A 26,337-nucleotide genomic window follows, 5' to 3' on the forward strand; every position below is an offset into this window, starting at 1 on the left:
CCGTGGCGGTCTGCTGTTATGTATCACCTACACGCACGCCTACTTATTGATTGTCCTTACAGACACGATTTCTCGCACATTCTCGAGTAGCTGCGAGTTTTCGCGCGTAATCGCGAGCTACTGTGCGTTGATTTCGGCCCGCCAAATGCCATAGATTATTGGACCGGCCGTGTCACGGTGTGGATATGGGCGACGAGCCCGACGGTGACGACTCGTCGGCTACCGAACGTGTGAGTATCACGCTGCCGAAAGCGACGCTCGACCGGCTGCTCAAGGCCGGGCCAGTCGACGGCGACTACCAGGACGCAATGGAACGCGCGATCTACACACAAATCGAACTCGACGAAGCCGACGAGTACACCGTCGTCAAAAACCGATAGGGAGCCTCGAGCCCGTGGCCGTGGCAGGGACGGGCCTCAACAGTGGCTACGCTACCGAGCGACGAAAAGTGTTCGGTCCAGCATCTGCCGCCATTACGTATATGAGGATCTACTCGCGTAGCTTATACGACCGACAATGTCAGAGGATACCACCGTCGTTGCGTGCATCCAGGCTCGGATGGGATCGACGCGCCTGCCGGGAAAAATGATGCTTCAACTTCGTCGCCGGCCCGTTATCTCACACGTCGTCAGTCGTGTTAGTTCTTCGAGGTATGTGGATACAACCGTCGTCGCGACCAGCGACAAAACGCAAGACGATATTCTCGAGTACAACGCCTCGCAGGCCGGCGCCGACGTCTTTCGCGGCTCAGAAGACGACGTGCTCGGCCGCGTCAAAGGCGCCGCAGAGACACAGGACGCCGATATCGTTGTGCGGATCTGTGCCGACTGTCCACTGATCTCGCCGGCCGTCATCGATCAGGCCGTCTCGGCGCTGCTCGAGTCCGACGCCGATTACGCGTCGAACACGATCGACCGGACGTTCCCCCGCGGGATGGACGTCGAAGCGTTCACGATGGGGAGTTTCGAGTACGTCGACAAGTACGCGAGCGAACCACACGAACGCGAGCACGTGACGCCGTACTACTACGAGAACGCCGAGGCGTTCGACCTCGAGCAGATCGATTCGGCCGACCTGTTCGACGACGAGCAGTATATCAACCGTACAGACCTGCGGCTCACGTTGGACGAGGCCGACGACTACGAACTATTCAAGGAACTGTTCAAAAAGTACGGGAACTACGATACGCCTACGCTTCGGGGCGTGATCGACCACGTCGATAGCGACCGGCTGGCAGACATCAACGCAGAAGTCACACAGAAAACAGTCGGCTGAGACGCGCGATTACCCCGACAGTATCTCGGTTTTCATATTTTCAGCAGCGTCAGTATCCAGTTCGTAGTTTTGGGACACGGACTCGTACTGAGTCGTGTACAATTCGTTTAGAGAGTCTGCATCGAGGTTTTCGATAAGATCGAAGACGGCCTGCTGGTCTCTCAGAACAGGAATCTCACCATAGATCGCATACAGCGCGTCATCCGTAATAGGGTCCCATTTGTTCACCGATACGGTCGGCGTCCCTGCTAAGACCGATTCGATCCCGACATTCGAATTAATCGTCACTGTGAGATCCGATTCGGAGAGGTGTGTGAAGAGATCCGACTCGGTGACCGTCACCTGCTCGTTTCCTCGAGCATAGTCCGCGTAGTCAGCAGCCGATTCACTCGGATGGGTTTTGATGACGATCGACACCGAATCGGGACGCTCCGCGACGGCCGTGAGGATATCACGGATCACCTCGTCCATGCCACGAATCGGCTGCGTTGCGATAAGCAGTTGAAGATCACCGTCCTCCGGAGGGGTTCGCTCGACGCCCTTGTATTCCTCGTAGAGAGTCGTCAAATATGATCGCCCGCTGACGATGCATTCCCACTGAGTCTCGACTTGCTGCGATTCCTCGTAGTGGCGTTTTTCGAGGTCGCCAGACACGAATTGCGTGAGCTCCGCTGGCGGGTTCGACGAGTCCATGACGACCCCCGCCCCATGCGGGATATAGTACATCTCGACGTCGTTTTTGAGCCCCGCCCACAGCATCGCCCGCCGACTTGGTGGCAACCCCCCGATGACGGCCTTCTCACACTCGAGTTTCGACATCATGTTGTCGGCCAGATGGTAATAGAATATCGAGAGTGCGTCACGCGTCCGAAAGCCGTCGTAAATGGAGTACTCGATCGTCTTCTCGAGCGTGATACCGACCTCGGACTCGAGTTCGTCGTTCAGTTCGCGTTTCAAGCTCTTTCCGAACAGGACCCCACGGTTGATGTCGATATACGAGCGGATCTGCCGGCCGATGCACCGCAGCGTGACGAACCTCGAGAGCGAAACCAGAGGCTCGCCGTCCAGTTCGGATTTCAGGTATTTCCATTTCAGCGTCGCCCCCAGAGAACTGACGTGTGAGGTGCCGATAACGGCGTAGTCGTCGTACCCTGAGTTGCTGATTTTATCGATCGCCGGCCCCATGCTGTCAAAGCGGCCGAACGACGGGATTAGAGCAAGTTTGGCTTTCTCCGGCCGCCCTAATATGAATCCGAGGAGTAGCGACACGAACTGATCGAAGAGAAACGGGAGGACAAGCACGGTATTTTTGAGGAACCGTTGGATCCGTTGCAGTCTCGAGACTGACTGCTGGCCCTGCGTGTCGATCGGGATGTCATACGCGTCGCTGATATCAATCGCAACCGAGAGGTATCCGGTATCGAGATCGCGGTCACAGACGAGTCGGTCCGGATCTTCGGATTCGACGACCTCCTGAAGACGTAAATAGAGCAGCGTGAGTTCCTGCAACCGGCCGTGTCTGGATGCAAGCAAGTGTCGCCACGTCTGTTCGTAGATCGGAACGGGAGTGTCGAGGTCGACGTCGGCATTACTCAGCACGGAATAGACAGTGTCGTATTCGTCACGTGTTGTAGTCCCCAATGTGTCCGTCACCGGGAAGATGGCTCGATTTTCCGTAGAAACGTAGTGATCGCCCCGTTCAGTAATGAGAAGCTTCGTTTCCGAAGATGAAGACGGCATCTTGTTAGAACGCGGGGGCGTGTCTATATTAAAGTGGCGAGGACAAAGGGGGCGGACGGCTTCAAGAAGGCGAGAAACCGGCACACAGAGCAGATCAGGATTTGGTTTCCAGATAACCTAACGCCTCGAGCCGTTCGCGATCGGCCTCATCTTCCGGATCGCGAAGCTGTTCTTTCGTTGCCCGTTCATCGAAGTACATTTCGGGGATTTGTGACCGGTAGTCGTCACAGATATCGGGCAATTCCGAGGCGAGATTGTCCGTTTGACCTGGGTCCGCCCCAAGATCAAAGAGGTACTCCTGATCCGGTGTATAGAGATATTTATACCCGTCCCAGCGGGCCGAAATCGCAGGTGTCGGGTGTGACTGGCTCCCCGAGGAAATGACGTTTCGTGAGTCCCCCGTGAACAGATTTTGCCCTTCGAACACGTCCGGCACTGTCGCGTCGTGGAAATCGAGTATCGTCGGTGCGATATCGATCAGTTCGCGCTGCTCTGCGATTGTCTCGGGTTGGTCTGCGGTCGCTGGCGATCGGACAAGAAGCGGAACGTGCAACAGCTCGTCATACGGGAGATTGCGGTGGAAATAGTATCCGTGCTCGCCGAATTCTTCGCCGTGGTCGCTCGTAAACACGAGATTTGTCGTGTCCCAGATCCCCAGTTCTTCCAGGCCGTCGACGAGACGGTCGAGGTGCTGTGAGCAGTATCGGAGGTCCGAATCGTAGAGATCGACGAGTAGTTTCCGTTCGTCGGCGGTCACGTTCTCAGGCTCAGTGCCAGCCTTTTTCATGAGTTCCCTGATTCGGTCGTTATCAACCGGATCGGTGTACTCAGGGTCCGTATCGTGGACGCCATACGGCCGGTGGCCTTCCATATAGTGCAGCCACAGGAAGAAATCGCCATCTTGCTCAGAGAGCCACTCGAGTGTCGTATCAGTAACCTCCGCTGCGCTCGTATAACCCTTGTAAGAGAAGCTGCCGCCCGTCGGTGCAAGGTCGTATGCACGTTGGGCTGCATTGTACAATCTCGGCGTGGATTTCAGCGCAGCGCCGGCCGCCGTCGTCACTCGCTCCTCGAGTTTCGAGAGTACCGACTGCTGTTCTTGGCTCTCGTCGTGATAGTCGTCGCGGCCAAGCGTCACATAGGTGTCAAAGTGGAGATCGCCCTCTGCGGATTTGAAACCAGTCCGGGTCCCGATACAGGCCGTGTCAATCCCTGATGCGTTGAGTCTTCCCGATATCGTTGGGAACGAATCCAGATCGGAATGGGCGAGTCGAACCGACGTGTGGATCGACGGAATAGAGATCCGTGTGTACGGCCCGTTCGCGAACGCATTCTCGAAACGCGTACCGCCATCGGACAGTCGGTCGAGAACCGGCATCGTGTCCCGATCATAGCCGTACTGCCCAAGATGGTCCGCACGAAGCGCATCAACCGTTATGAGGATCGTATTCATTAGAAAACGTGTGCCACCACATTCGGAAATGTCTTTCTGTCACAGAGACGCGCGTAAATAGAATTTACACCTATGATGAAATTCTGCCTATAAGCAACTACTCAGTCCGGTCGGCCACCTCCGCACTCGAGAGGATCAGCCGCGAATGCCCGCCCGGCGCCGTCGACGCGGCCAGCCGCCCGCGGACTAACCAGCAGGCCCGTTCGGTCCCGTCGGCCAGCTCGCCCCGCGAACAACACGGTCCCCGAAGCGTCGCGATCGCGACGGTCGCCGGCCCGATCGTCACCAGGACTTCGACGCGGTCGTTCGGCGCGAGTTCTGTGCTACAGATATCGCAGTGACAGCGCTGGCCGACGCCGACACTGACGCCGTTGACGAACTCCGAGGCAGGGATCTGGCGGGTCGTCATTGCTGGCCCTCCGGGTCGCACGTCGCTTTCGCGCGCTGGATTTCGTTCCACTCGCGTTCGATGCGCGATTCGGGCCACTCCTCGAGGCGCTGCTCGCGCTCGGAAGATGTGCGAATGGACATAGAAAAGCGACCCTCCGTTACTCCTCGGCGAGTACGCGCTGGTACATCTCGAGAATCGGCGCGTACCGTTCGCGGTGGCGCTCCGGAATCTCGCGAACAACGGATCCGTCGGTGACGACGACCGTCCGCGGAATCTCGTTCCAGTCGCGCTTGTAGCCGAAGAATTCGCGTTCGATGCCGTACCGACCGCTTTCGTCGACGTACGCGACGCGCGTTATCGGGAGTTTGACCTCGTTCTCGCGGTCGTGTTTTTGCTCGAGCGAGCGCGCGACCGCAGCGAACCGGCAGCCGTCTTCCTCGGCGGCCTCGTCATCGAGACGCCGAATCGTCGCCTCGTCGATGAGCGAGACGTCGCGGGTCGCGTAGGGTTGCACGGTGTCGGTGTTCCGGTCGTCGATGCAGTTGTGGTCGGTACGCTTTTGTCGTCGTGTCTCAGATTTCGACATGGCTTTCGTAACCTCCGAAGGCCCGAGGTCGGGTGTTCCAGCACCCGGCCGGCTTTCTGCCGACGACCCTCGAGCTACTAGTTACATGTATCGCATTCTCCATAAAGATACCGATCCCCTCAGATTCGTTACTGTCTGAAACAGCTACCCCGTACCCCAGTTCTTGAGTCTAATAGACAGATCCCGTATATGATTTTCGCGGTTCGATTCGGAGGTCTCGAGTGCGGCCGATTACCGCTCGAGAAACGGTCGGTGATCGACTCGCGCGAACGGTCGGCCCCGTCGGTCGCGCACGAGAGAACATCCGACACTTCCGACACGTGCCCGGAATGTCTTTTTGAGTGGCCGGAGATACCGCGAGTAAATGCAGTACATCACCGACCGGCAGGCGCTCCAAACGAAGACGCCGCCCGCCGAAATGTACGTCCGTGAGGCCGAACTACGGGATCTTCGCGAGACGCTGCGGCCGGTCGCGAACGGGCACGCCGTCGACGGCGCGGTGATCTACGGGCCGAGCGGCGCCGGGAAGACCCACGCGGCGAAACTCATGGTCGGACAGCTCGCCGACGCGATCGGCGAACGCGCCGAGCAGGACGACCAGCGATTCGGGCCGACCGCCGACGCCGACGACGGCCCGGCCGCCGTCTCGACCGTCCATATCGACTGTTGGGATTACAGCAGCTACGCGGCGATTTTCAACCGGCTACTCGAGGCCGTCGGCGAGACCGCGAAGCCGCCGAACACGCCCGGCTACGAGTTGACCGCGCACCTACGCGAGCAACTTGCGAATCCGTTCGTGGTGATCTTGGACGAGGCCGACCAGATCGCCGACGACCGCGTGCTCTATGAGTTGCACAAACGTCCCGAAGTGGCGCTGTTGTGCATCGTCAACGACTACTACGAGTTCATGGAGGCTCTCGAGCCCCGCGTCGAATCCCGACTCGGCGGCTACTATCCGATCGAGTTTCCGAAGTACGACACCGAGCAGCTACAGACGATTCTCGCGCGCCGTCGCGACCAGGGCGTCGTCGACGGCGTCGTTCCCGACGGCGTGCTCGAGGCCGTGGTCGACGTCTCCGAAAACGATGCGCGAAAGGCGATCAAGAATCTCCGAAAGGCCGTGCTGAAAGCCGAGCAACGCGGGCGCGAGCAGGTCACACCCGCGCTCGTCCGGGAAGTCGCCCCTGAGACCGATCGGGAGTTGATCGAAAAGACGTTCTCGAAACTTACGCGCGACCAGCGCGTGCTGTATGAGATTCTGGTCGAAGACGGCGGGCGACTGTCGATCGGTGAGATTTACGATCGGTTCTGCGAGCGGGTGTCGAACCCGCCGAGCAAGCGCACGGCGACGCGGAACCTCAAGAAGATGAGCTACTACCATATCGTCGATTTCAGCGGCGAGAAATCCGCACGGCGCTACTGGGCGGCGACCGACGAACTGTATCCAGAGGGAAAGGCCGCGGCCGATTAGTCCTCGAGTTCGTCGCGGGCCGTCTCGCGAATGATCCGTTGGGCCTTCTCGCAGTTGAGCGAGTCGATGAGTAGCTTCTTGAAGTCCTCCTCGGTGAGTTGTGGGTGTTCACCGAGTCGCCATTGGCACCCGTCGTAGGCCGCCCACATGATCGCCTCGGGGATCGACTTCGCGCTGGGGTAGGCGTCACGTAACATCGATTCAAAGTCCTTGCCGTACGTGACTGTTCGGTTCTCTGTCTCTTTATTTTCCATTCTAGAGAGTGGATATAACTACGCCGTGATAACGTACACGACCGCTCGGCGGGTGTCGCGATAGATTTAGCTACAAAATGAATTGGATTAGTAAATTCGATCCGTAGATATATGGATATCTCCGTATAGCGGTAATCTTGTCATGATAGTCCATACCTAACAGGTAGGCCATCGTACCGGTTGGTAGCTACGGGGGAAAAGCTAACGGCCAAACTAGTCGGGTACGGGGTCGATCGCCGGATTCGGGATGACAGACGGAGACGAACCTACGCAGCACCGGTCGGACGGCAGCATAATCAACAGGGCACTGAACGGGTGCGATAATCGGCGGGCACCTCGAGCGGGTGCTACAGCGAGTCGAGACGCTGCTCGAGGTCGGCACGTTCTTCATCGGGGAGGTCGTCGGGATAGCGACGGCCAAGATCCGTTAGAACGTAATGGGCCGAATCCTCCTCGAGTCGCTCGAGCAGGCCGGCCTGCCAGAGTTTCTTCAGGTGGCGAGAAATCGTGTTCCCCGCGCAATCGAGCACACCGCGAATCTCGACCAGATTCCGGTAGATCAACGCGGGCGATTGGGCGACCGGCTCACCATCGGCCCCCTCGAGTTCCTGTAGGAACTCGACGATGGCGTTATCAATCTCGTCCATGCCGGGCACCCAACGGCGCATACGCGCCCTTTTCAGGCTGGTTAGTTAATTTCACCGAACGGCTCCGGCCGTGGAGAGTATGATCCATGAGTGGTGATTCACTCCTTGTCTTGGATTATACTCTCCAAAACTATAAGTGCACTGGACCGTATGGTGTCGCTACGGCAGCACAACCGGGATTCAATCGCCGCGTACCTGCGGCTCATGACGGACGTGGGTCGCAGAAAGCAAGTACGGGCCGTCAATTCGGCCCAATTCCGGTGTTGGCTGTCTACAAATCAGCGAGGACCAACATGAAATCAAACATTGCGCGTGACCAAAAGTGTTGTCCCGACAACGTTTGGAAGCGTCGCAACTTCCGACACATCGGACACGAGCGCGCGGCTTTCATGGGGGTCTTCGACGTTCAGCCTATCATGGCAGTTCGAGAATCCAACCACCACGACCACCGCGGGACGCGCGAGCAGGAGATCGACCTCGCGGACTACAGCGATACCTTCCCCGCCGGAACCAGCGTCGCGCTGACCTTCCGCGGGACGCGCCAGTCCTACACGGTCGACCTCGAGCGCAACGGCGAGCGGTTCCACATCGAAGGCGCCGGGCCGACCGCGACGTTGACCGGCGTCTACGGTGACGCCGATCCGTCCCTCGAGCGCGTGCCCGGCTGGATTCGACGCGTCCTCATCGACCGGACGCCCGCCAACGAGGTGAGCTTCTACAACGCATGAAGTACGACCGACGTATCGACTCCCGACTTGGACACGGCCCGATGGCGCGGGCTACGCCGAGCGGCGCATCGTACACAAACAACCGACAGACCCCACTAGGAATCAATGACACCACGTTCTCATACGACACAGGAGTTGCGTCTGACGCAACCTAGAACGTTTAAGGCGACGGCCTCCGTGGCTGTCGCTAGAACAGGTAACGACCACGCAGAAACCGGAGGTGGTGGAACGTCTCTGGTTTCTCTCGCATCGCGCTTAAGCTTTTCCCACGAGGAGTGGCGAGACTGCGATTCGCGGGCGACGTTGCCGTGCGTCGGCGTTCACGACGGTACCGATAGCCGGAGGTACGCATGAGCGACGAGAACGAGATTGACGAGCTGACCGAACTCCGACGACGAGTCAACAGTATCGACGACTACGCGAAGAACTATCTGGTCAACCAGATCGAAGCTCGCGACGACCGGATCGACGACCTCGAGAACCGCGTCGATCGCCTCGAGAATCTGGTGCTGGAAGTGCAGGAAAACATCGACGGGATCGCCGGCCTCGCGAAAGACGAGAACGCGACGCCGGAGAAACGGGCGTCGGATATCCGGACGGCCCTGATTCGTCGTGCGCAAGCACGCGACATGCAGGGCGCGAAGATGTGGTGGCGCGACGCCTGGAATACGCTGCTCGACCTCGGTCACGAGGACCTCTCCGATAAGAACCGTGCGAAGCCGCTGATCTACAACGCGATGGAGAAGGCGGCCGAAGGGGAGGGATTCGCCATGACGACGACCAAGACCGAGTGCGCCGACGGTGTCAAACGTGAGGTCAAAGCGATCCGCGTGGATTTGGAGGAGTTACCGGCTTCCGCGGCCGGTAACGGTTTTACTACCGCAGAGGGTCCGGCGACGAGCCGCGAGACGATTGATTCGGAGGGCAATACAACGAATCTTTCAGACTAACCAAACTGCATGACACAACACACTGTAAATATCGGTTCGTTAGCATGGGGTATCTCGAGAGAAACTACTCGAAACCGTCGAGTCAGCGGCGTTACCCGGCGCGGAACCGGTAGTAAAACCTTTACTGCAGTCACGGAGGAATCACAATGAGTCACTCACAAACTGGATCATCGGAACTCGTGGACACGTTCGAACAGTTCTTCAGAGACTACTACGACGATCGCGAGAGCGAGAACGGCGACACGCGCATCCTCGACCTCGCACAGAAGTATCCCAACGAACAGAAGTCGCTGTACATCGACTACGGCGACCTCTATCAGTTCGACCCGGACCTCGCGGACGACGTGCTCGAGCACGGGGAAGACGTTCTCAAATACGCCGAAGAAGCTCTCCGGAACTACGACCTCCCGATCGACGTACAACTCAACGCCGACGTTCGCCTCTCGGATCTGGATAGCCTCCCGCCCACGCGTGTCTTCGATGTGGGAAAGTATCCCGTCGACATGAACGGCAAGTACGTTGCAGTCCAGGGACAGGTCAACAAGGTCGGCGACTCGAAGGGGAAAGTCGGCGAAGCGGCCTTCGAATGCCAGTTGTGCGGAACACTCACGCGCGTTCCACAGAGCGGCGATTGGCAAGAACCGCACGAGTGTCAGGGGTGTGAACGACAGGGGCCGTTCCAAGTCAACTGGGACCAATCTGAACTCAAGGACTACCAGCTCGTGCGCCTTCAACTCCCACCGGAGAAAGCTCACCGTGGCGGACAGGCCAGCGACATCGACGTTCGCGTGCTCGGGTCGGACATGACCGATTCGGTTGCACCGGGCGACCGAGTCACGGTCGGCATCGAACTTGAGCCCGAGATCGACGACGAGGACCGCGGCACGTTCGTTCTGACGGGCGAAGCGAACAACATCGAGCACCAAGACACCGACTACGAGGATCTGGATTTAGACGAGTACGAGGACGAAATCCTCGAGTTAGCCGAGAGCGACAACATCTACCAGAAAATCGTCGATTCGTTCAAACCGTCCCACCACGGCGACGAGCAGATCAAACTCGCGATCGCGCTACAGATGTTCGGCGGCGTCGAGAAACACCTCCCCGACGGATCGCGGATTCGGGGCAACTCGCATATCTTCCTCGTTGGAGCACCGAGTACGGACAAGTCGGGCCTGCTCGAGTACGCCCGCGACCTCTCGCCGCGGTCGGTGTACACCTCCGGGCAGAGTGCAACGCAGGCCGGGCTGACGTGTGCGGCCGTCCAAGACGACTTCGGCAACGGCGGCTGGACTATCGAAGGTGGCGCGCTCGTGAAAGCACACAAGGGCCTGTGTGCGATCGACGAGTTCGACAAGATGGACGACGAGGACCAGTCGGGGGTCATGGAGGCCATGTCGCAGGGAACGATCAGCCCGGCGAAGGCCAACATTTCGAACGTCACACTCCCGGCGAACACGACGGTCCTTTCGGCCGCGAATCCCGAGTACGGCCGGTTCGATGAGTACGAACCGATCGGCGAGCAGATCGACCTCCCACCGGAGCTTATCAGCCGCTTCGATCTGATCTTTACGCTGACCGACAAGCCCGACGAGGAGAAAGACGAGCAACTCGTCGAACACCTGAATCAGACGGCCTACGTCGGCGGCAAGATCGCGGCCGGCGAGGACGTCTCCGGCGACGAACTCGAGACCGTCGACCCGGAGATCAGCAAGGACATGCTCCGGCGGTATATCGCCTACGCGAAACAGAACGTCACGCCGACGCTCTCGGAAGGCGCCCGTGAACGCATCAAGCAGTTCTACACCGAAATTCGAGCGTCGACCTCGGAAGACGACGCCGTGCCGGTGACGGCCCGCAAGATCCTGGCGCTGCACCGACTCGCCGAAGCGTCAGCCCGAATGCGACTGTCCGATACGGCGACGGTCGAAGACGCGAACCGCGTCATCCAGATCGTGCTCGACTGTCTCGAGGACGTGGGTGTCGACCCCGAAACCGGCGAGTTCGACGCCGACATGGTCGAAGCGAACACGTCCAAGTCCCAACGCGACCGCATCAAAGGCCTCAAGGGTATTATCTCCGACCTCGAGCTTGAGTACGACGACGGCGCCCCGATCGATATCGTCAAAGAACGGGCCAGCGATCAGGGAATGACGCATTCGAAGGTCGAACACGAAATCGAGAAACTCAAAGACAAAGGTGAAGTGTACGAGCCGAACGACGACCACCTCCGGGCGACCTAATCCACGACGGTCCACACCAACGCCGACCCGACGTCTCGACTTTCAACTGTACCGCTTTCCTCGAGTCGTTTCAACCGTCCGTAGGCCGTCGTTCGCGCGCATCCAACGGCACGGGCAACGTCGCCGGTCGTCGGCATGTCCTGATCGGCGATCGCCTCGAGAAAGTCCGCGTCCGAATAGGCGTTACCCGTGAGCCGGCCGTGGTCGTCACGTGGTCGGTCAGTCACTGTCATATCCTGTGTGAGCCGGCCAAATATACCTATCGGACCCATGTTCAATAGGGGAACAACTAAGTATGTTCAGTCTAAATGAGTGTCCAAGCAACGCACCTGTGGCTCACCGGTTTGGGCCACGAAAACACCGACGATGGCGCGTCGGTGCGTTGCTTACCCCACTAGGAATCAAGGTAAGCATGCCCGAGTTAGTTAGCGGTCCATATAATACCGACGATGAATCGCGTGACGCGTGTCCGACCTGTGGCGCACGCGTTGACACGAAAGCAACCTACGATGCGGACGGCTCTGACTACCGCCTCGAGTGCCGATCCTGCTCGTGGACGGTCCCGCTCGAGCGCCCGCCGACGGCCACTCGTGACGACGCACAAGTGCTGACCGACGGCGGGACGACCTCACAGTCCACGCAGGGGACGGCGCGGGACCGCCTTGCAGCACTCTCCTCTGAGGCCGCCCGGAACGTCCGCGCGGCAATCGACGGCACCGACGCCGACCTTCGCGGCGCCGATCTCCGAGCTGTCCTCGAGCAACTCGACGGCCAGATCGCCTACGTCGTCCAGCACAAATGCGGCGTCGAGTACATCTACCTCGGTGCCGAGTCGATTCACGCTCGGACTCGTCGGGGTCGGGATGCCGCGGTCCTCCCGCCGACGACCCTCGAGACGGACGCGGCGCTGGCACGTCGAACGCGCAAACGCTTCGACGTCATCGCCTACGAGAATCTGCCGGCATGGGTCCTCGGAGGTGCCGAGTGATGCACGACTCACTCACCTCGCTGCTCGAGTCCCACTGCGACCTCTCCGAAGTCGCCGACCGCGGGCACCTCCAAATCGACTGGGCGGCGCTGCACCGCTTCGACGCCTTGCTCGCGAATCAGGTCCGCTCGGATCCACTGGCCGTCGCGGATTCGATTTGCGACGCGCTCGAGGGGACCGCGGGGATCGACACGGACGCGCTTGACGTTCACGTCGACGGCGTCGGACAGCGCCGCGTCGCGACCGACGGCGGGCAGCCGGAAGACGATTCTGAGGAATGGGACTGGGACCACGAGGTGGTCGTGGATTCCGTTGACGAAGTGACGCCCGTCCCCATCGAATGCCCGGGTTGCGGAGAGCGGTTCAGGGAAGCGATGACCGACAAACTCGGCGGGACCACCTGCCACGGGTGCAACGACTGGATTCGGTACGTCCGCCGACACGAGATCCGCGATCGCGGCCGCAGTAGCGACGACACGACAGAGCAGAGCACGCTACTCGAGACCGACGGCGGAGAGGATACCGGCGACGACCGCGAGATTCGGGCCGACGGCGGGCACGATGACGTTATCTACCGTCCGAAGAACTGCGGAGACCAGTCGTTCTCGGCGTACAACGTCGCGACGTGGGGCAAACTCTGCGGACAAAAGGTCCGTCACGAAAAGTACGGAATTGGCGTGGTAGAACGCTCCAACGACATGTCGCGTGAGGCTTGGGTTCGGTTCGATGACCTCCGCGTCGTCAAACTCGGCGAACTCGAGGTGCTGGCAGAGGACGGCGGCGTTCGCGACCAGGATCTCCGCGCCGACGGCGGCACCGTCACCGACCACGCGGGCGACCCGGTCCCGGCCGAGTACGACGGCGTCGACCTGAAACACGACGGCTGTCCGGTCTGCGGCCACGAGACGTTCGTAGAAGAACGCGCCGGCTACTACTCGTGCGAGGAGTGTCTGAACGTGTGGGCCGGCGACCCCGAAGACGCGAGTATCGCCTGCTACGTCGGCGAGCCCGACGACGCCGACGAACACACCCACTACTGCGAGGACTGCGAGACGGAACTGGCGATCCTGTACGACGACCGCGACGACGAGTCGACGCCGATCGTGTGCGGCCACTGCGGCGGGACGAACACGCGCCCGCTCGAGGACGGCCGCCGCGTCGCGACCGACGGTGGCGGTGACGCGTCCCCGAGCAGAACTGAACAGAAGGAAACGGTAACAGTAACGTTCTTGACCAATCACGAGATCGATCCTGACGAATTCGACCTCCGTGTGAAAGACCCTGACAAGATTAGAAGACAGCTAATGAACGCTGCCAACAGCACGGGTTCAATCCAGCAGGTCGCAGGAAACTCCGAAGAAAACCTGCAACGACTCCGCAATAGGGTCAAAAAGGCAAAACAATCCGACCGGTCAACGGACCCGGACAGTGACGACGCCAACGGAGGCGATCACGAATGAGCGACGATAAGCTCGTCGCCGTCGACCTGTTCGCGGGCGCAGGCGGCCTCTCGACCGGCCTCGTCAAGGCGATAATCGACACCCACGCCGACACGATCGCCGCCGAAACCGGCCTCGAGCCCGACGAACTCTCCCCGAGTCACACCCGCGTCCACTGGTGGCTCGGCGAGAACGTAGAACTGCACGCGGTCAACCACTGGGAGCCGGCGATCGAGACCCACGAGCAGAATCACCCGTGGGCCGAGCATTATCATGCCAAGATCGAGGAACTGCACCCACCGGACGTCGTCGAACCGGGTGAGGTCGACATCTTTGTCGGCGGCCCGAGTTGCACCCATCATTCGAAGGCTCGCGGCGGCAAGCCGATCAACGAACAGAAACGCGCGAGCGGGTGGCACGTCCTCCACTGGATCGAACACCTGCAACCCGAGACCATCCTGCTCGAGAACGTCCCCGAATTTCGCGACTGGGCGCCCGTCGTCGACGGTCAGTCCACGCGGGACGGATCGATCTTCGAGCGATGGATCGGGATGCTCGAGGCGCTTGGCTACTCGGTGCTGTACGACGACGAAGACGAGGACTACGGCGCCGTCCTGAACGCCGCCGACTACGGCGAAGCGCAATCTCGAAAGCGCCTGTTCATCATGGCCTCTCGGGACCACCGCCCGACCGCACCCGAACCGACCCACGTCGACGACGCCCCGGATAAGCCCGACCGCCGAACGGCGGCGGACATCATCGACTGGTCGGACCTCGGTGACTCTCTGTGGACGCGCGACCTCGAGAACGCACGCGTCCAGCCGCTCTCGCAGAATACGATGGCCCGGATTGCCGAAGGCATCCGACGCCACTGCGACGAGCGACTGACGCCGCTCGCGGACGCGCTCGAGCAGATCGGCAAGGACGAACTGCGCGAGCTTCGCGAGACCGTCGTGCCCGCCGAGTACGCCCCGATCGTCGCCGACGCGGTCGACCGGCCGTTCCTGGTGCGCGTCTCGAGCAATCGGACGGCGCTCACGACGCCCGAGGCGTTCTGCTTGCGCCAGCAATCCGGCGGCGTGCCGGCCGACGTCGACCACCCACTCCCGACGGTCGCCAAGAAGGGCGCGATCTCCGTGGCGACCGCGGAGGCGACGCCGCTGGTTAAACCGCGCAACGGCCCGCACCGCGGCCTCCATTCGAACCCGCTGTACGAACCCGACGAACGGCCGCTGCATACGGTCACGGCGTCGAACCACGACGGCCACCTCGTGACGCCGACGCTGATTCACTACAGCCACGGCGGGGCGCTGCGCGACCCGACGGCCGACCAACTCCCGACGGTCGCGACCGAGAAGGGCGGCGCGTTCGCGCTCTCGAGTCCGGTTATCGAACCGTTCCTCGTCGAGTACTACGGCAACGCGACGCCCAACGACATAGACGACCCACTGCCGACGGTGACGAAACGCGACCGCTTCGCGTTGTGCGTCCCCGAGGTGTTCCCCTACGGGCTGGACGTCCGCTATCGGATGCTCGAGCCCCGCGAACTCAAGCAGGCGCAGGGCTTCCCCGAAGATTACGAGCTCGCGGGCGACACCAAGAAGGACGTCACCGAGCAGATCGGCAACGCGGTCCCCGTGAATCTCGCACGGGCGCTGTGCCGGCACTTGCTGGTCGACGAGACGCCGAGTCTCGCGACCTTCGGCGGCGGTGTGACGGCTGATCCCGACGCGAAGGTGCCGGAGTACTCCGAGGTGATCTCGGATGACTGACCAGCCAACCCCCGACGACTTCCCCACAACGGGCGAACTCCCGGACAAACTCGCGTTCGTCAGCGAGAACCGCGCTCGAGCGTACATCGCTCTCAAGCGCGCCGACGACCCGCTGACGGCCGTCGACCTCGCGGACGCAATCGACTGCTCGGAAGCAACGGCCTACCGCTGCGTGAACGACCTCCAAGATCTCGACCTCGTTCGCGAGGCGGTTCGATTCGATGCCGAGTACCGCCAGCGGACGGCCTACACGACGATGGAGCCACCGCAGGATCGCACTCGAGACGCCTGTTACGCCGGAGGGGCGACCCGATGACCTCGCTCGATCCGTCGAACTACGGCCGCGACGCGACGGCCGCCCCGACCAACACCGTCCGGTATCGCGGCCCGTGCCGGCGCTGCGAGGAACCCACGCAGGCGACGTGCCGATTCAGAGCCGACCAGATCCGCGACCACGTGTGGGTCCGCTGCCGCGACTGCGGCGCTGTCACGCGGATCGCAAAGTCGCCGATCAACGGAGAACAGAGCCGATGAGCACCCGAAACAACTCGAAAGAGTCCACAATGGCAACGACACAGACCGCGACGACCGCAGACGCACCGACACTCCCGACCGACTGGACCGACGCGTGGCCCGCCCTCGAGCGCGACGACCACGATCCCCAGCCGCTCGCGACGAACGACCCGACGCCGACAACCCAACGGACGCTGGCCGACTACGGGGGCAGTGACGTGGTAGAGCCGGACCGCCCGTCGTTCCCCGTCGACGACCGCGACCACACGGAGCAGGCAAGCGTCTTCTGCTATCCGACCGAGTGGTGGGACGATGCCGATCGACTCGAGACGCTGTACCACGACCGGGATCTCGACATTCGAGAGATTTCGGATCTGTTCGGCGACGATCGTGGCTACGAGGCGGTCCGCTCGAAACTCAACGAGACCGGCGTGCGCGACCCCGATGCCGAGAAGACGGGCGCGGACCTGCTCGCGTCGCTGGACCCGGAAGACGCGGGCCTCTCGCCGATGCTCGAGGACGACGACGCCGACACGCGGAGGCGGTTTGCATGAGCGAAGCGAGTCCCGAGGACGTCGAACAGGCGATTCGACAGCTCGAGCGCGACCAACAGCGCCGCGAGGAAGCCGCGAGGTTCTACCAATGAGTACACCCATCATTGACACCCGGACCCCTCGAGAGGAGTGGCCCGACCGCTACCGCCGCGTCGTCGAGTACTTCGAAGCGACCGAAGACGTCGACTCGTTCGAAAGCGGTGGCCGGTATCCCGACGACGCCGAGCCGTACGTCCTCCATACGAAACACCGTGCCCCGATGCACGAAGACGACGACCGCGACCGCCCGTGGAACATCCTGTTGAACCCGTGGTCTTCGCCGTCGTCGCGAACGGCGTGGATAACCGACGGGCAACCGCTTCGCCACGAGGAAACTGCGGTGGGTGCCCCAGAGGACGGCATCGTCGCAAACGATCGGGATCTCGAGGAAGTTCACTCCCACCGACTCGTCGTCTGTGTCGCGCTGACGAAAGTCGCGAGTATGCACTCACGCGGTGAGACGTGGATCCACGGCGACGAACGGATCGAAGCCCAGTTCGACCGCGTGCTGGACGCGCTTGAGGACGGTGGTCGCGATGAGTGACACCGAATCCAACCCGACCGACGTGCCGATGGACACGCCCGACGAACAGATCACCGTCGGCACCGACGGCGAGACACTCCCGACGGTCGACGTACTCACCGGCCGGGCGTTTATCACCGGCAAGTCCGGCAGCGGCAAATCCAACACCGCGAGCGTCGTGCTCGAGGAACTGCTCGAGGCCGGCTACCCGACGCTGATCGTTGACACCGACGGCGAGTACTACGGCCTCAAGGAACAGTACGAACTACTCCATGTCGGCGCCGACGAACAGTGCGATCTTCGCGTCGGCCCCGAGCACGCCGAAAAACTCGCGACGCTGGCACTCGAGGAGAACGTCCCGCTGATTCTGGACGTCTCCGGATTCCTCGATGAAGACGACGCGAACGACCTCATCCGCGAAACGGCTCGGCACCTGTTCGCGAAAGAGAAGCGCCTGAAAAAGCCGTTCCTGCTCGTGGTCGAAGAAATCCACGAGTACATCCCCGAAGGCGGCGGGCTCGACGAGACGGGCCAGATGCTCATCAAGATCGGCAAACGCGGGCGCAAACACGGCCTCGGCATCTGTGGGATCAGCCAGCGCCCCGCCGACGTCAAGAAGGATTTCATCACGCAGGCGAACTGGGTGGTCTGGCACCGGCTGACGTGGGATAACGATACGAAAGTGGTCGGCCGCGTGCTCGGATCGGACTACAAGGACGCCGTCGCGGACCTCGATGACGGCGAGGCGTTCGTCCAAACCGACTGGGGCGACGGCGTCGATCGCGTCCAATTCAAACGCAAGCGCACATTCGACGCAGGCGCGACACCAGGACTCGAGGACTTCGACCGCCCGGAACTCAAGTCGATCGACGAGGACCTCGTGTCGGAACTCGAGGCAATCAGCGATCGCGAACAGCGCCGGCAGGATCGGGTTGCCGAGTTGGAACAGCGACTCGAGGACCGCGAACAACGAATCGACGAACTCGAGCAGGAACTCGAGAACGCCCGCGACATGAGCGACATGGCCGAACAGTTCACGCAGGCCATGCTCCAACAGGGCGGCGGAAACGGCGACGACGCGCCGACCGAGAAGGTGAACGAACTCGTCGCCGAAAAGAATCGCCTCGAGCGCGAGCTGTCCGAGCGCGAAGACCGGATCGACGCCCTCGAAAGCGAGGTCGAATCCCTCCGTTCGGAACTGGCCGACCGACCCACTGTCGACGACCTCGAGACCGCCCGCGAAGCGACCGAACGGCTTGCCGACGCGTTTGGCCTCGAGACGGGCGACGACGGCGACAAGTGGCGGCGCAAGTACGAGGCCGCACAGGACCGGATCGCCGAACTCGAGGACCAGACGGCCGTCGACATGCCCGACGACTACGAGGCGTTCGTCGACGACGATTACGTGCAAGAGGCGATCGAGGAGGCCAAAGACGAGGGCTCGCCGAAGTACACTTGCGCGGTCGTCGCGGGCATCCTCCGGCGTGGCGGGCCGACGACACGACAGGAAATCGCGCGCGATATCGATATCCAGTCGGATTCAAACATCGAGAAGGGCATCAAGCCACTCGCCAACCGGGGAATCGTGACGACCGATGGCAGCGGGCCGGACAAAGAGGTTGATTTCGACCTCGAGAACGTCCGCGAGATTCACGAGCGACAGGCCCGCAAAGAGCGGACCGAGGAATTGATGGATCGGTTCTGAGGCTGCGTGCCGATAGCGGATCGATTTACCTCCGGCTGACTCGGAATCAGTTCTTACGCGGGGATTCTCTCAGCCTTCTAATATCACGCGTTCCGATCCTGTCGCGTCTGATATCGATCTATACGAGATTGTGTCAGCATCGCCGGCTCTCGAGTACAGGGAGAGTGGTGCGACCGATGACGCCGCAGTCACCGCAAACCAGTGCCGACAGTCGATAAAAACAGATAGTGCGGCTACACGGGAGAAAGCCGAACACATCGATATAACCGTTCTACAGAGTACAGCAGACCATATCGGAATCTCGATACAATCTGTGACTGACTCGGAAATCAGATCGCACACGGACAGTGGCTATTACAAGAACTGCCATAGTTTGCAAGGGTTTAAGTACTATGGCGAGATACGTAATAGTAGACCGATGAACGATAACATCGATTCCGACCTCGGACGCCGCGAAATCCTGGCCGTGTTCCACAACGGACCGGACGAACTGACCGACGACTGGAACCAGAGTGCCTACGACGCAACGGTCGAACGATGGGCACGCTCCCGCGAGGACGACCTCGAGCGCCTCGAGAACGCCGACGACTTCGAGTGGCACAACGCGTACTGGGAGCTCGCATCGACTGGACCGAACGAACCGAACTACCTCCCGAAAGAGGTCAACCTCATTAGCGGTGTCCCGGGCGCTGTTCGTGACGAGAATCCGGAACTTGAGGAGACGGCCTACGAGTTCGTCGCCGAGTGGTTCGACACGTTCCAGACGATCGTCCGGAAGCGACAGGCCAATTCGCTGCTCACCGAGCGCGAGTTCGTCGCAGCGATGCTGTTCGCGACGCTCGACGAGCAATACGTTGCGAAGGCGATGACGGAACTCACCGGGACGAATCAAAGCGTCGGCACGGTTCGCTCTTACAAAGGACGGGCAAAAGACAAACTCCGCGAAGCGACGGTGACGAAACGCCTCGAGCACGACAACTTCGAGGTCGGGGCCTAACCACGTCTCGGACCGCCGCTATTCTGACGCGATCTGTCGCCCTCGAGCCCCGCCGCAGACCACCGATATAATTCTCGCAAATCAGACGGCTTAGTACTCACCTCGGCTTCTCGAGCCTTCTAATCCGACTGTCGGGGGAACGTTTATACAGTATACTACAGAAATATGAAGTATGGCGCAGGCTGATATGACGCCACGACAGACGGCCCCAGAACTGACCGCATTCCAGCGCGATTTGCTGTTCGTCATCGCGTCCGTTGGGCCGGCGAAAGGCACGACAGTCAAGGGAACGCTCGAAGACTACTACGAGGGTGAGATCAACCACGGGCGACTGTATCCGAATCTCGACACGTTGGTCGACAGTGGACTCATTACGAAAGGCCAGCGCGACAAGCGCACGAACGAATACGATCTGACGGCGAGAGGCGAATCGGTGCTTGCGAATCGTCGCGCGTGGGAATCCGAGCGGCTCGAGGGGGTGAGCGCGTAATGTCGATCGATACGCCGTTCCCCGTCGAAGGGACCATCACGCCGACCGAGTACGGCTACTCCGCGAGTCTGCCGTGCGCCTCCGAGTGGCTGACCGAAACCGAGAACGGCGACTATCTCCAGCAGGCCGTCGATCGCGCCGCTCGCGAGTACGGCGAAGGCACCGAGGTTCGCGTTCGGTTCACGGCCGATCGGTTCGGCGACCAGTGCGGCGGGTTCGAACTGCTCGGTCCCGCGGAGGACGCCGACGATTCGGAGGTGCCAGCATGATCCTCGCGACCAGCGACGACTACGGCTATCCGCACATCGACTGGTTGTGCAAGAAATGCGGCGAGGTCTACTGCTACGCCGGCTACCCGCCGGAAACCCGGTGTACGAACGGCCACGGCCACGGGTGGCGCCCGGACCCGCGACAGGTCAACGAGTACATCGACCTGCTCGAGACGCTCGAGCCCGGCGACGGCATCGTAATCAGCGGTGACGGCCCGGCAACGCTCATGGGGCCGATCGCCGAAGTCGGCGACGGACAGCTCGTCACCGAATCGATCGACAGTCCGTCCCGAACGCTCCGGTGGGAACGCGACGACGACGCGGAGGGCTACGACCGGGAACCGACCCTCGAGTGGAAAAAGGCCGACGACCCGGACGCCTTCTACGACGACGTGTACCACGTCGAGACGGTCGACATTCGTACCGAATCGGACGCGGAGGTGCCGGCGTAGATGTCCACCGACCGCACGTACCCGCCGGAAGCGGGCGTGATGCTCGCGGCCAAAGAGGGCTCGCAGCGTTACTACTTCCGACACCCGGCCGGCGGTATCTCGTCGATCCCGGCGCTGAACGCCGAGCAGGCCCGCGAGGTGCTCGCGGATCAAACGCGGGGCTTCGGCCCGGAAGACTTCGAGCAGGTCGATGGCTTCGATGCCGAGCCGTGGGACTATCCCGATCCGATCGATTCCGACCGCGAGGTCAACGAACACGACCTCTGGATGCTACAGGCGGCCACCCGGAAGGGCAGCCGCGTCGGGCTTACGAGCAGCCACCCGCGCAAGAACCCGACCGAGTACACGATCGAATGCCTGCTCGAGCACTTCGAGGACCCGGCCGATGTCCCGCTGCACGACCCCGAGGCGCTGCAACAGGCCACAGGCATCGGCCCCGATCGCGCCGCCCAAGTCGTCGGCGCCGCGGTCGCGAATCGACTTATCGAGCGGCCAGTACGGAGGGACGCATGAACACGAGCGGCTACCAGTGGAACGTCCAGATCAATGTCGGCGGTACGACGTTCACCGGCCCCGGCATGGAGACCAAACGGCAAGCAGAGGCGATCAAGAACCTCGTTGAAGGCAAAGACGACGTGCAAAAAGCGAAGGTCATCAAACAATGAGCACAACCGAATCCACCGAGACCGAATCGAAGCGACGCACGGCGATCAACCAACTCGGCGGGCCGGACGCCGCACAGATGTACTACGATGCCGACCGGGAGCGCCCGGTCGTGCTCCGGCAGAAAGACGGCTGGGAGATCAGCAAGCGCGACTACATGGACCGGACGTGGTCGGTCGTCCACCCGCGGTGTTACATCGGCGACCACGGCTGCGAACTCGAGACCATCAGCCAGCGTCTGAAACTCGAGCGCATGGAATCGGACCGCTACCAGACGCTTCCCGACGCGACGGTTGAGGCGATTCTCGAGACCGCCCGCGACGCGGGCGACCAGTGGCTCGCGGTCAACAGCCCGCATATCCCCTACGACGGCGACGGCGGCGTGAACGTCTACGTCGACGGCGACCGACTCTCGTCGCGGGCCGTGGTCAGCGAAACCGAAATCACCGCCAAGGATCACCCGTTCGAACCCTCGATTGCGGTCCACGTCGAGTACGGCGACGATCCCGGGCCGATCACCGTCGAGACCGACGGCGAGACGCGCACGTACTCGCGGGCCAACGACCCCGACACTATCGAGGAGGGCGTAGTCTACGAGCCCGACGACGGCAGCGACGGGCCGACGGTCGAACTTCGCGTTGACCGCGAGTGCGAGGACTGTGGCGAGACCGCGTACGACCTCTCGGGGGTGGACGTGTAGATGCCCGAATCCAGCTACAAAGACCCCGAACAGTTCGCACACGTCGACGAACAGGCCGACCGCGAGTTCAGCGACGCCGCCGAGCACTACACCATTTCCGTCTTCGAAGACGACGGCGAGTGCGTCGCGACCCAGCCTGACGCCTCGCTCGAGGCGCGCGGCTTTTCCCCAGCGGAGGCGATCGCCAACTTCGCGAACGCGGTCGAAGCCAAGAACAACGGCGAGCAGGTGATCGCCGATGAGTAACTCGGATGCAGACGACTATCAGGTGGATATCCCGGTTACTGTTCCGCCGGCAGTCGCCGAGGAGATCGTCGCCGACCTCGCAGAAGACGGTCGCGTGTCGATTACGATCCGGACATCGAACGCGCCGAATATCGTTGAACAGATTGAATGGCAACTCGAGAACGACAAGCCACTCCTCGAGTTCACGGAGGACTACGATGCTCACTGACGCCGATATCGAGACCCACTACGCCGAGCGCGAACAGGAATATGAGGCGTTGAACGCCCGCGACCATGCGACCGACGGATCGAAGTTCATCGTTGACTGTCCCGGCTGTGGGACGCCGATGGTACTCGGACAGTTCTGGAAGGGCTGTGCGGTGCCTGACTGTCCCGACTGCAACGAGTCGGCCGACACCTGGGCGTTCGAACCACGGATCTCGGAGAGCCGCGCCGAGGCGATCGCCGCCAACGAGACGGACATTTCGGAGTTGGTTCGCGCATGAAACGCGTCACCAAATCGGACTACCTCGAGCGGGCGCCCGAAATCGAATCGCAGGCCGAGCGCCTTCGGACCTCGAGCGACCCGCAATTGGTCGCCCGCGTGGCCCGCGAGTACTGGTGGTCCGTCGAATATCTCGCGTGGATCGACGGGCGCTGGTACGGCTGCGTGCAGAACAACAACGACGACGGCGAGTGGGAGACGACCGACGTCGGCGCGTACGACGAACACCAGGCCTACGGGATACTCGCTGACGCCGCTCGCGAGGATCAGCCACAGACCATGCAGTTCGTCCCCCTAAGCGACACTCCGCTGGCCACAGCCCCCGGCGCCCTAACGCCCGCGGATCGGCTGACGTCGCTGCTCCGAGACGCCGGGAGCGTCATGCGTGGCGAGGCTGACGAGCTCGCGGCCCGGCGGCCACACCCGGACGCACACCTGTATCATATCGAGGAGGGGCTTCGCTTCCACGCTCAGGAACTCGAGGCGGGCTGCAAGGAGGTGTGCGACGACGATGCCGAGTGACGCCCTGTCCGCGCTCGAGCGGGTGCCCCCAATCACGCGCTTTACGAGCGTTCCGTTCGTCGTTCTCGGTAGCTTGCTGCTCCTCCTCTGGTGGTTCTCGATCCCGCCGTCGGCCGCTGACGGGTCGCAGTACCAGGACATCTACGCGACACTGTATGATTCGGTGTTCGTCATGGGGCTTGGCGTCCTCGCGATCGGCTGTCTGAGCACGCTGGTGATCGGCTACGAGTGGTGGCGATCCACGACCACGCTGTCCGGCGACGGCACCGACGATGTCACCGATTTCGACGCCGCCGCGCCCAATACCGTCACGATTCGCGTGAACGGCCGCGAGTACGAGTTTCGCGCCAACGACGTCCCGGCGTTGAAAGACCGATTCGACGACCTCGAGATTCGGGAGGATGACGATGCGTAGATTCTGCCAAGGCTACTGTGGCGGCGCTGTTTCTCTCGAGAACATCCACCGCGTCGGCCCGTCCGGCGAAGCCTTCTGTCCGGAGTGCTACGGCGAGTGGCTCCGATGGCAGTACTACGGCGACTAGCGCTCTTTTCAAAAACCGACGAAGGGAGGTGGGTGCAGGTGCGGATACACTCCCCGAGTGACCAGTCTGACGTCCCGCTCGAGCAGGCGGGACACGCGACTGTCCCACGGCCGCCGGTATCAATCTTGGCCCGCGGGTTTCACTGGACACCCGGTGTGTGGCACCGAAAGGCGCTTGCCGATCCCCGCGCACCGTTCGGACGGACGCCGTGCCGCCGGCCGTCGTGGGGCCGCTGCGTTGCCACCCTGCGGGGCCGTAGCGGGTGACGTCCGTTCTGTCCCGGTACCAGTGATTCCGTATCCGGTTGTCAGGATAATTTATAAGTGTACGGTATACTGTTTACTGTATACGGACAATGGTAAACGAGATACAACCGGTTGCGGTGATCGACGATGAGTGAAATCAAACGCCTCGCGACCTACGTCCAGAAGGGCGGCGTCGGCAAGACGACCTCGAGCGCGCACTTCGCGGTCAGCGCCGCACAGGACCACGACCTTGACGTCGTGCTGATCGATCTGGCGGGCACACAGAACGACCTCGCGACGCACTTCGGGCTCGAGGACGAAGTCGAAGACTTGGACGCCGCGATCTCGGCGGTCTTCGGGGACAAGTGGGATTTCATCCGCGAGAATATCGACAACGTCGTCGATCGGATGGTCTTCGAAACCGGCGAAGGGCCGGACCTGATCCCGGCCGATCCCGGCCTCAGTGGCGCGAACAACAACCTCGCGAACGTCCCGCTCGACGAGCGGTTCCAGGCGCTGGACGATTTCGTGAGCAAGGATCTGGCGCCCCGCTACGACCTCGTCGTGATGGACCTGCCGGGCAACGAGAACAACATCGTGCTGAACGGGCTGTTCGCTGCCCAACACACACTCGCACCGCTTAGTCCCGGCCAGTTCGAACTGAACCAGCTCAAGAATCTCGAGGAGGACCTCATCGAAATCACGGAGACCCACGACGACGTCAACCCGGAACTGACGATGGTCGTTCCGACGACGATCAACCGCGGCGAGCCCGAACACCTCGCCTTTGCCGATGAGGTCGAAGACACCTATCCCGAGATCGTCGGCCCGCGCATCCAGAAGACGGCAGATATCGGTCGCGAACAGGGCAACGGCCGAACGGTCTTTGCACTCGAGGATGACGAACTCCTCAAGACGGGCGTGCGTGCTCGCGACGCGTATCGTGAGCTCACCGACGACCTACTCCCGCAACTCGAGGCACGATAAGCTATGAGCAACGACGAACAGGAAGCAGAGGCACTACTCCAAGGCGCACAGGAAAACGAACTCCACAAGGCCGAAGCGGTCGGCGACAGTGACGGCAACGACGGCGACGACGATGACGAGCAGTCACTCGAGGACGCGGTCGCCGATGCCTTCCGGGCGATCGACGACGGCGAGAAAAACGAACACGTCGCGACACGCGACCGGAATCTTTCGGCGCTGTTCATCGGACTCGATGAGGCCGACCGACTCGAGGCGCTTGGAGAACTGGTCGCGGCCGAACTCGATGAGGACCCCGAGGACTCGCAGGCCGGCGTATTTCGCCACTTGGTCCGCTACGCGATCGCGGATCTTGACGAGGAACTACTCGAGGCCGGTGCCGATGGACTCGCCGCCTACGAGAAGGCAAAGGCACAGGAACGGGCCGAACAGGTCGAGAAATCCGGATTCTGATTCCGGGTCGCTGTTCTCT

General features: G+C 61.5%; 37 protein-coding genes. 29 read left to right on the forward strand and 8 right to left on the reverse strand.

The genetic code is table 11. From position 1 onward, the window contains the following. Nucleotides 1-185 precede the first annotated feature (185 nt). Complete coding sequence (locus HALXA_RS20425) at nucleotides 186-380, forward strand: hypothetical protein (protein WP_013875985.1); 195 nt, start codon at nucleotides 186-188, stop codon at nucleotides 378-380. A 136-nt stretch (nucleotides 381-516) separates the two neighbouring features. Further along, complete coding sequence (locus HALXA_RS20430) at nucleotides 517-1,275, forward strand: cytidylyltransferase domain-containing protein (RefSeq protein WP_013875986.1); 759 nt, start codon at nucleotides 517-519, stop codon at nucleotides 1,273-1,275. 9 nt (nucleotides 1,276-1,284) lie between these two features. On the opposite strand, the gene HALXA_RS20435 is transcribed toward HALXA_RS20430, so the two are convergent. The 5 genes from HALXA_RS20435 to HALXA_RS20450 form a co-directional block, all read right to left on the reverse strand. Beyond that, nucleotides 1,285-2,928, reverse strand: coding sequence for a capsular polysaccharide export protein, LipB/KpsS family (locus tag HALXA_RS20435; RefSeq protein WP_049895725.1), 1,644 nt, complete (start codon nucleotides 2,926-2,928; stop codon nucleotides 1,285-1,287). A 181-nt stretch (nucleotides 2,929-3,109) separates the two neighbouring features. After that, the gene (locus HALXA_RS20440; RefSeq protein WP_013875988.1) at nucleotides 3,110-4,468 is read right to left on the reverse strand and encodes a sulfatase; all 1,359 of its coding nucleotides are present in this window, start codon (nucleotides 4,466-4,468) and stop codon (nucleotides 3,110-3,112) included. Nucleotides 4,469-4,565: 97 nt separating this feature from the next. After that, nucleotides 4,566-4,877: a hypothetical protein gene (locus HALXA_RS20445; RefSeq protein ID WP_013875989.1), complete on the reverse strand. Its 312-nt coding sequence runs from the start codon at nucleotides 4,875-4,877 to the stop codon at nucleotides 4,566-4,568. Continuing rightward, on the reverse strand, nucleotides 4,874-4,999 hold the full coding sequence (locus HALXA_RS22735; RefSeq protein WP_013875990.1) for a hypothetical protein: 126 nt from the start codon (nucleotides 4,997-4,999) through the stop codon (nucleotides 4,874-4,876). The genes HALXA_RS20445 and HALXA_RS22735 overlap by 4 nt, the downstream gene beginning before the upstream one ends. 17 nt (nucleotides 5,000-5,016) lie before the next feature. Continuing rightward, the gene (locus tag HALXA_RS20450; protein WP_013875991.1) at nucleotides 5,017-5,445 is read right to left on the reverse strand and encodes a hypothetical protein; all 429 of its coding nucleotides are present in this window, start codon (nucleotides 5,443-5,445) and stop codon (nucleotides 5,017-5,019) included. 364 nt (nucleotides 5,446-5,809) lie between these two features. Between HALXA_RS20450 and HALXA_RS20455 the strand changes: the two genes are divergently transcribed. Beyond that, entirely contained in the window at nucleotides 5,810-6,916 is a 1,107-nt protein-coding gene (locus tag HALXA_RS20455; RefSeq protein WP_013875992.1) for a Cdc6/Cdc18 family protein, read from the forward strand. Here the strand turns inward: HALXA_RS20455 and HALXA_RS20460 are convergent. Both HALXA_RS20460 and HALXA_RS20465 read right to left on the reverse strand, forming a co-directional pair. Next, nucleotides 6,913-7,170, reverse strand: a complete 258-nt coding sequence (locus HALXA_RS20460) for a hypothetical protein (protein WP_013875993.1) — start codon at nucleotides 7,168-7,170, stop codon at nucleotides 6,913-6,915. The genes HALXA_RS20455 and HALXA_RS20460 overlap by 4 nt on opposite strands. 347 nt (nucleotides 7,171-7,517) lie before the next feature. Further along, nucleotides 7,518-7,817 carry a transcriptional regulator gene (locus tag HALXA_RS20465; RefSeq protein WP_049895727.1) on the reverse strand — a complete coding sequence of 100 codons (300 nt, stop codon included), beginning with the start codon at nucleotides 7,815-7,817 and terminating at the stop codon, nucleotides 7,518-7,520. Between the two features lie 416 nt (nucleotides 7,818-8,233). Here HALXA_RS20465 and HALXA_RS20470 point away from each other — a divergent pair, with 416 nt between their 5' ends. The 3 genes from HALXA_RS20470 (at nucleotide 8,234) to HALXA_RS20480 (ending at nucleotide 11,738) form a co-directional block, all read left to right on the forward strand. After that, entirely contained in the window at nucleotides 8,234-8,545 is a 312-nt protein-coding gene (locus tag HALXA_RS20470) for a hypothetical protein (RefSeq protein WP_148263730.1), read from the forward strand. A gap of 350 nt (nucleotides 8,546-8,895) precedes the next feature. Further along, nucleotides 8,896-9,495: a hypothetical protein gene (locus tag HALXA_RS20475; RefSeq protein WP_013875997.1), complete on the forward strand. Its 600-nt coding sequence runs from the start codon at nucleotides 8,896-8,898 to the stop codon at nucleotides 9,493-9,495. A 146-nt stretch (nucleotides 9,496-9,641) separates the two neighbouring features. Beyond that, complete coding sequence (locus HALXA_RS20480; protein WP_013875998.1) at nucleotides 9,642-11,738, forward strand: minichromosome maintenance protein MCM; 2,097 nt, start codon at nucleotides 9,642-9,644, stop codon at nucleotides 11,736-11,738. Here the strand turns inward: HALXA_RS20480 and HALXA_RS20485 are convergent. Further along, nucleotides 11,735-11,971: a helix-turn-helix domain-containing protein gene (locus HALXA_RS20485; RefSeq protein ID WP_049895732.1), complete on the reverse strand. Its 237-nt coding sequence runs from the start codon at nucleotides 11,969-11,971 to the stop codon at nucleotides 11,735-11,737. The genes HALXA_RS20480 and HALXA_RS20485 overlap by 4 nt on opposite strands. Before the next feature lie 179 nt (nucleotides 11,972-12,150). Between HALXA_RS20485 and HALXA_RS20490 the strand changes: the two genes are divergently transcribed. The 23 genes from HALXA_RS20490 (at nucleotide 12,151) to HALXA_RS20590 (ending at nucleotide 26,318) form a co-directional block, all read left to right on the forward strand. Beyond that, a complete protein-coding gene (locus HALXA_RS20490; RefSeq protein ID WP_013876000.1) occupies nucleotides 12,151-12,726 on the forward strand; it encodes a hypothetical protein in 576 nt (191 codons plus the stop codon). Then, nucleotides 12,726-14,186: a hypothetical protein gene (locus HALXA_RS20495; protein WP_013876001.1), complete on the forward strand. Its 1,461-nt coding sequence runs from the start codon at nucleotides 12,726-12,728 to the stop codon at nucleotides 14,184-14,186. The genes HALXA_RS20490 and HALXA_RS20495 overlap by 1 nt, the downstream gene beginning before the upstream one ends. Then, nucleotides 14,183-15,937, forward strand: coding sequence for a DNA cytosine methyltransferase (locus HALXA_RS20500; RefSeq protein WP_013876002.1), 1,755 nt, complete (start codon nucleotides 14,183-14,185; stop codon nucleotides 15,935-15,937). Before HALXA_RS20495 ends, HALXA_RS20500 begins: the two co-directional genes overlap by 4 nt. Further along, nucleotides 15,930-16,253 (forward strand): helix-turn-helix domain-containing protein, encoded by a 324-nt coding sequence (locus tag HALXA_RS20505; RefSeq protein ID WP_013876003.1) that lies wholly within the window; start codon nucleotides 15,930-15,932, stop codon nucleotides 16,251-16,253. Before HALXA_RS20500 ends, HALXA_RS20505 begins: the two co-directional genes overlap by 8 nt. Then, nucleotides 16,250-16,471, forward strand: a complete 222-nt coding sequence (locus HALXA_RS20510; RefSeq protein WP_013876004.1) for a hypothetical protein — start codon at nucleotides 16,250-16,252, stop codon at nucleotides 16,469-16,471. The genes HALXA_RS20505 and HALXA_RS20510 overlap by 4 nt, the downstream gene beginning before the upstream one ends. Before the next feature lie 29 nt (nucleotides 16,472-16,500). After that, entirely contained in the window at nucleotides 16,501-17,004 is a 504-nt protein-coding gene (locus tag HALXA_RS20515) for a hypothetical protein (protein ID WP_148263731.1), read from the forward strand. 88 nt (nucleotides 17,005-17,092) lie between these two features. Further along, complete coding sequence (locus HALXA_RS20520; RefSeq protein WP_013876007.1) at nucleotides 17,093-17,587, forward strand: hypothetical protein; 495 nt, start codon at nucleotides 17,093-17,095, stop codon at nucleotides 17,585-17,587. Between the two features lie 28 nt (nucleotides 17,588-17,615). Further along, nucleotides 17,616-19,271: a helicase HerA domain-containing protein gene (locus tag HALXA_RS20525; protein WP_049895741.1), complete on the forward strand. Its 1,656-nt coding sequence runs from the start codon at nucleotides 17,616-17,618 to the stop codon at nucleotides 19,269-19,271. Between the two features lie 418 nt (nucleotides 19,272-19,689). Then, nucleotides 19,690-20,268, forward strand: a complete 579-nt coding sequence (locus HALXA_RS20530) for a hypothetical protein (protein ID WP_013876009.1) — start codon at nucleotides 19,690-19,692, stop codon at nucleotides 20,266-20,268. Nucleotides 20,269-20,440: 172 nt separating this feature from the next. Continuing rightward, nucleotides 20,441-20,758, forward strand: coding sequence for a helix-turn-helix transcriptional regulator (locus HALXA_RS20535; protein WP_013876010.1), 318 nt, complete (start codon nucleotides 20,441-20,443; stop codon nucleotides 20,756-20,758). After that, nucleotides 20,758-21,027: a hypothetical protein gene (locus HALXA_RS20540; RefSeq protein WP_013876011.1), complete on the forward strand. Its 270-nt coding sequence runs from the start codon at nucleotides 20,758-20,760 to the stop codon at nucleotides 21,025-21,027. The genes HALXA_RS20535 and HALXA_RS20540 overlap by 1 nt, the downstream gene beginning before the upstream one ends. Continuing rightward, the gene (locus HALXA_RS20545) at nucleotides 21,024-21,479 is read left to right on the forward strand and encodes a hypothetical protein (protein WP_013876012.1); all 456 of its coding nucleotides are present in this window, start codon (nucleotides 21,024-21,026) and stop codon (nucleotides 21,477-21,479) included. Before HALXA_RS20540 ends, HALXA_RS20545 begins: the two co-directional genes overlap by 4 nt. After that, entirely contained in the window at nucleotides 21,480-21,992 is a 513-nt protein-coding gene (locus tag HALXA_RS20550; protein WP_013876013.1) for a hypothetical protein, read from the forward strand. Continuing rightward, a complete protein-coding gene (locus HALXA_RS22320) occupies nucleotides 21,989-22,144 on the forward strand; it encodes a hypothetical protein (RefSeq protein WP_013876014.1) in 156 nt (51 codons plus the stop codon). Before HALXA_RS20550 ends, HALXA_RS22320 begins: the two co-directional genes overlap by 4 nt. Further along, a complete protein-coding gene (locus tag HALXA_RS20555) occupies nucleotides 22,141-22,842 on the forward strand; it encodes a hypothetical protein (RefSeq protein ID WP_013876015.1) in 702 nt (233 codons plus the stop codon). Before HALXA_RS22320 ends, HALXA_RS20555 begins: the two co-directional genes overlap by 4 nt. Further along, entirely contained in the window at nucleotides 22,843-23,088 is a 246-nt protein-coding gene (locus HALXA_RS20560; protein ID WP_013876016.1) for a hypothetical protein, read from the forward strand. Further along, nucleotides 23,081-23,296 carry a hypothetical protein gene (locus HALXA_RS20565; protein WP_013876017.1) on the forward strand — a complete coding sequence of 72 codons (216 nt, stop codon included), beginning with the start codon at nucleotides 23,081-23,083 and terminating at the stop codon, nucleotides 23,294-23,296. The genes HALXA_RS20560 and HALXA_RS20565 overlap by 8 nt, the downstream gene beginning before the upstream one ends. Next, complete coding sequence (locus HALXA_RS20570) at nucleotides 23,286-23,573, forward strand: hypothetical protein (RefSeq protein WP_013876018.1); 288 nt, start codon at nucleotides 23,286-23,288, stop codon at nucleotides 23,571-23,573. Before HALXA_RS20565 ends, HALXA_RS20570 begins: the two co-directional genes overlap by 11 nt. Next, complete coding sequence (locus HALXA_RS20575) at nucleotides 23,570-24,094, forward strand: hypothetical protein (protein WP_013876019.1); 525 nt, start codon at nucleotides 23,570-23,572, stop codon at nucleotides 24,092-24,094. The genes HALXA_RS20570 and HALXA_RS20575 overlap by 4 nt, the downstream gene beginning before the upstream one ends. Continuing rightward, nucleotides 24,084-24,509 (forward strand): hypothetical protein, encoded by a 426-nt coding sequence (locus HALXA_RS20580; RefSeq protein WP_013876020.1) that lies wholly within the window; start codon nucleotides 24,084-24,086, stop codon nucleotides 24,507-24,509. The genes HALXA_RS20575 and HALXA_RS20580 overlap by 11 nt, the downstream gene beginning before the upstream one ends. Next, nucleotides 24,502-24,636 carry a hypothetical protein gene (locus HALXA_RS22740; protein WP_280985422.1) on the forward strand — a complete coding sequence of 45 codons (135 nt, stop codon included), beginning with the start codon at nucleotides 24,502-24,504 and terminating at the stop codon, nucleotides 24,634-24,636. The genes HALXA_RS20580 and HALXA_RS22740 overlap by 8 nt, the downstream gene beginning before the upstream one ends. A gap of 392 nt (nucleotides 24,637-25,028) precedes the next feature. Continuing rightward, entirely contained in the window at nucleotides 25,029-25,868 is an 840-nt protein-coding gene (locus HALXA_RS20585; RefSeq protein WP_013876022.1) for a ParA family protein, read from the forward strand. A 3-nt stretch (nucleotides 25,869-25,871) separates the two neighbouring features. Beyond that, nucleotides 25,872-26,318, forward strand: coding sequence for a hypothetical protein (locus HALXA_RS20590; RefSeq protein ID WP_013876023.1), 447 nt, complete (start codon nucleotides 25,872-25,874; stop codon nucleotides 26,316-26,318). Nucleotides 26,319-26,337: the final 19 nt, after the last annotated feature.

Origin of the sequence: Halopiger xanaduensis SH-6 (assembly GCF_000217715.1) — an archaeon.
Taxonomy (GTDB): Archaea; Halobacteriota; Halobacteria; order Halobacteriales; family Natrialbaceae; genus Halopiger; species Halopiger xanaduensis.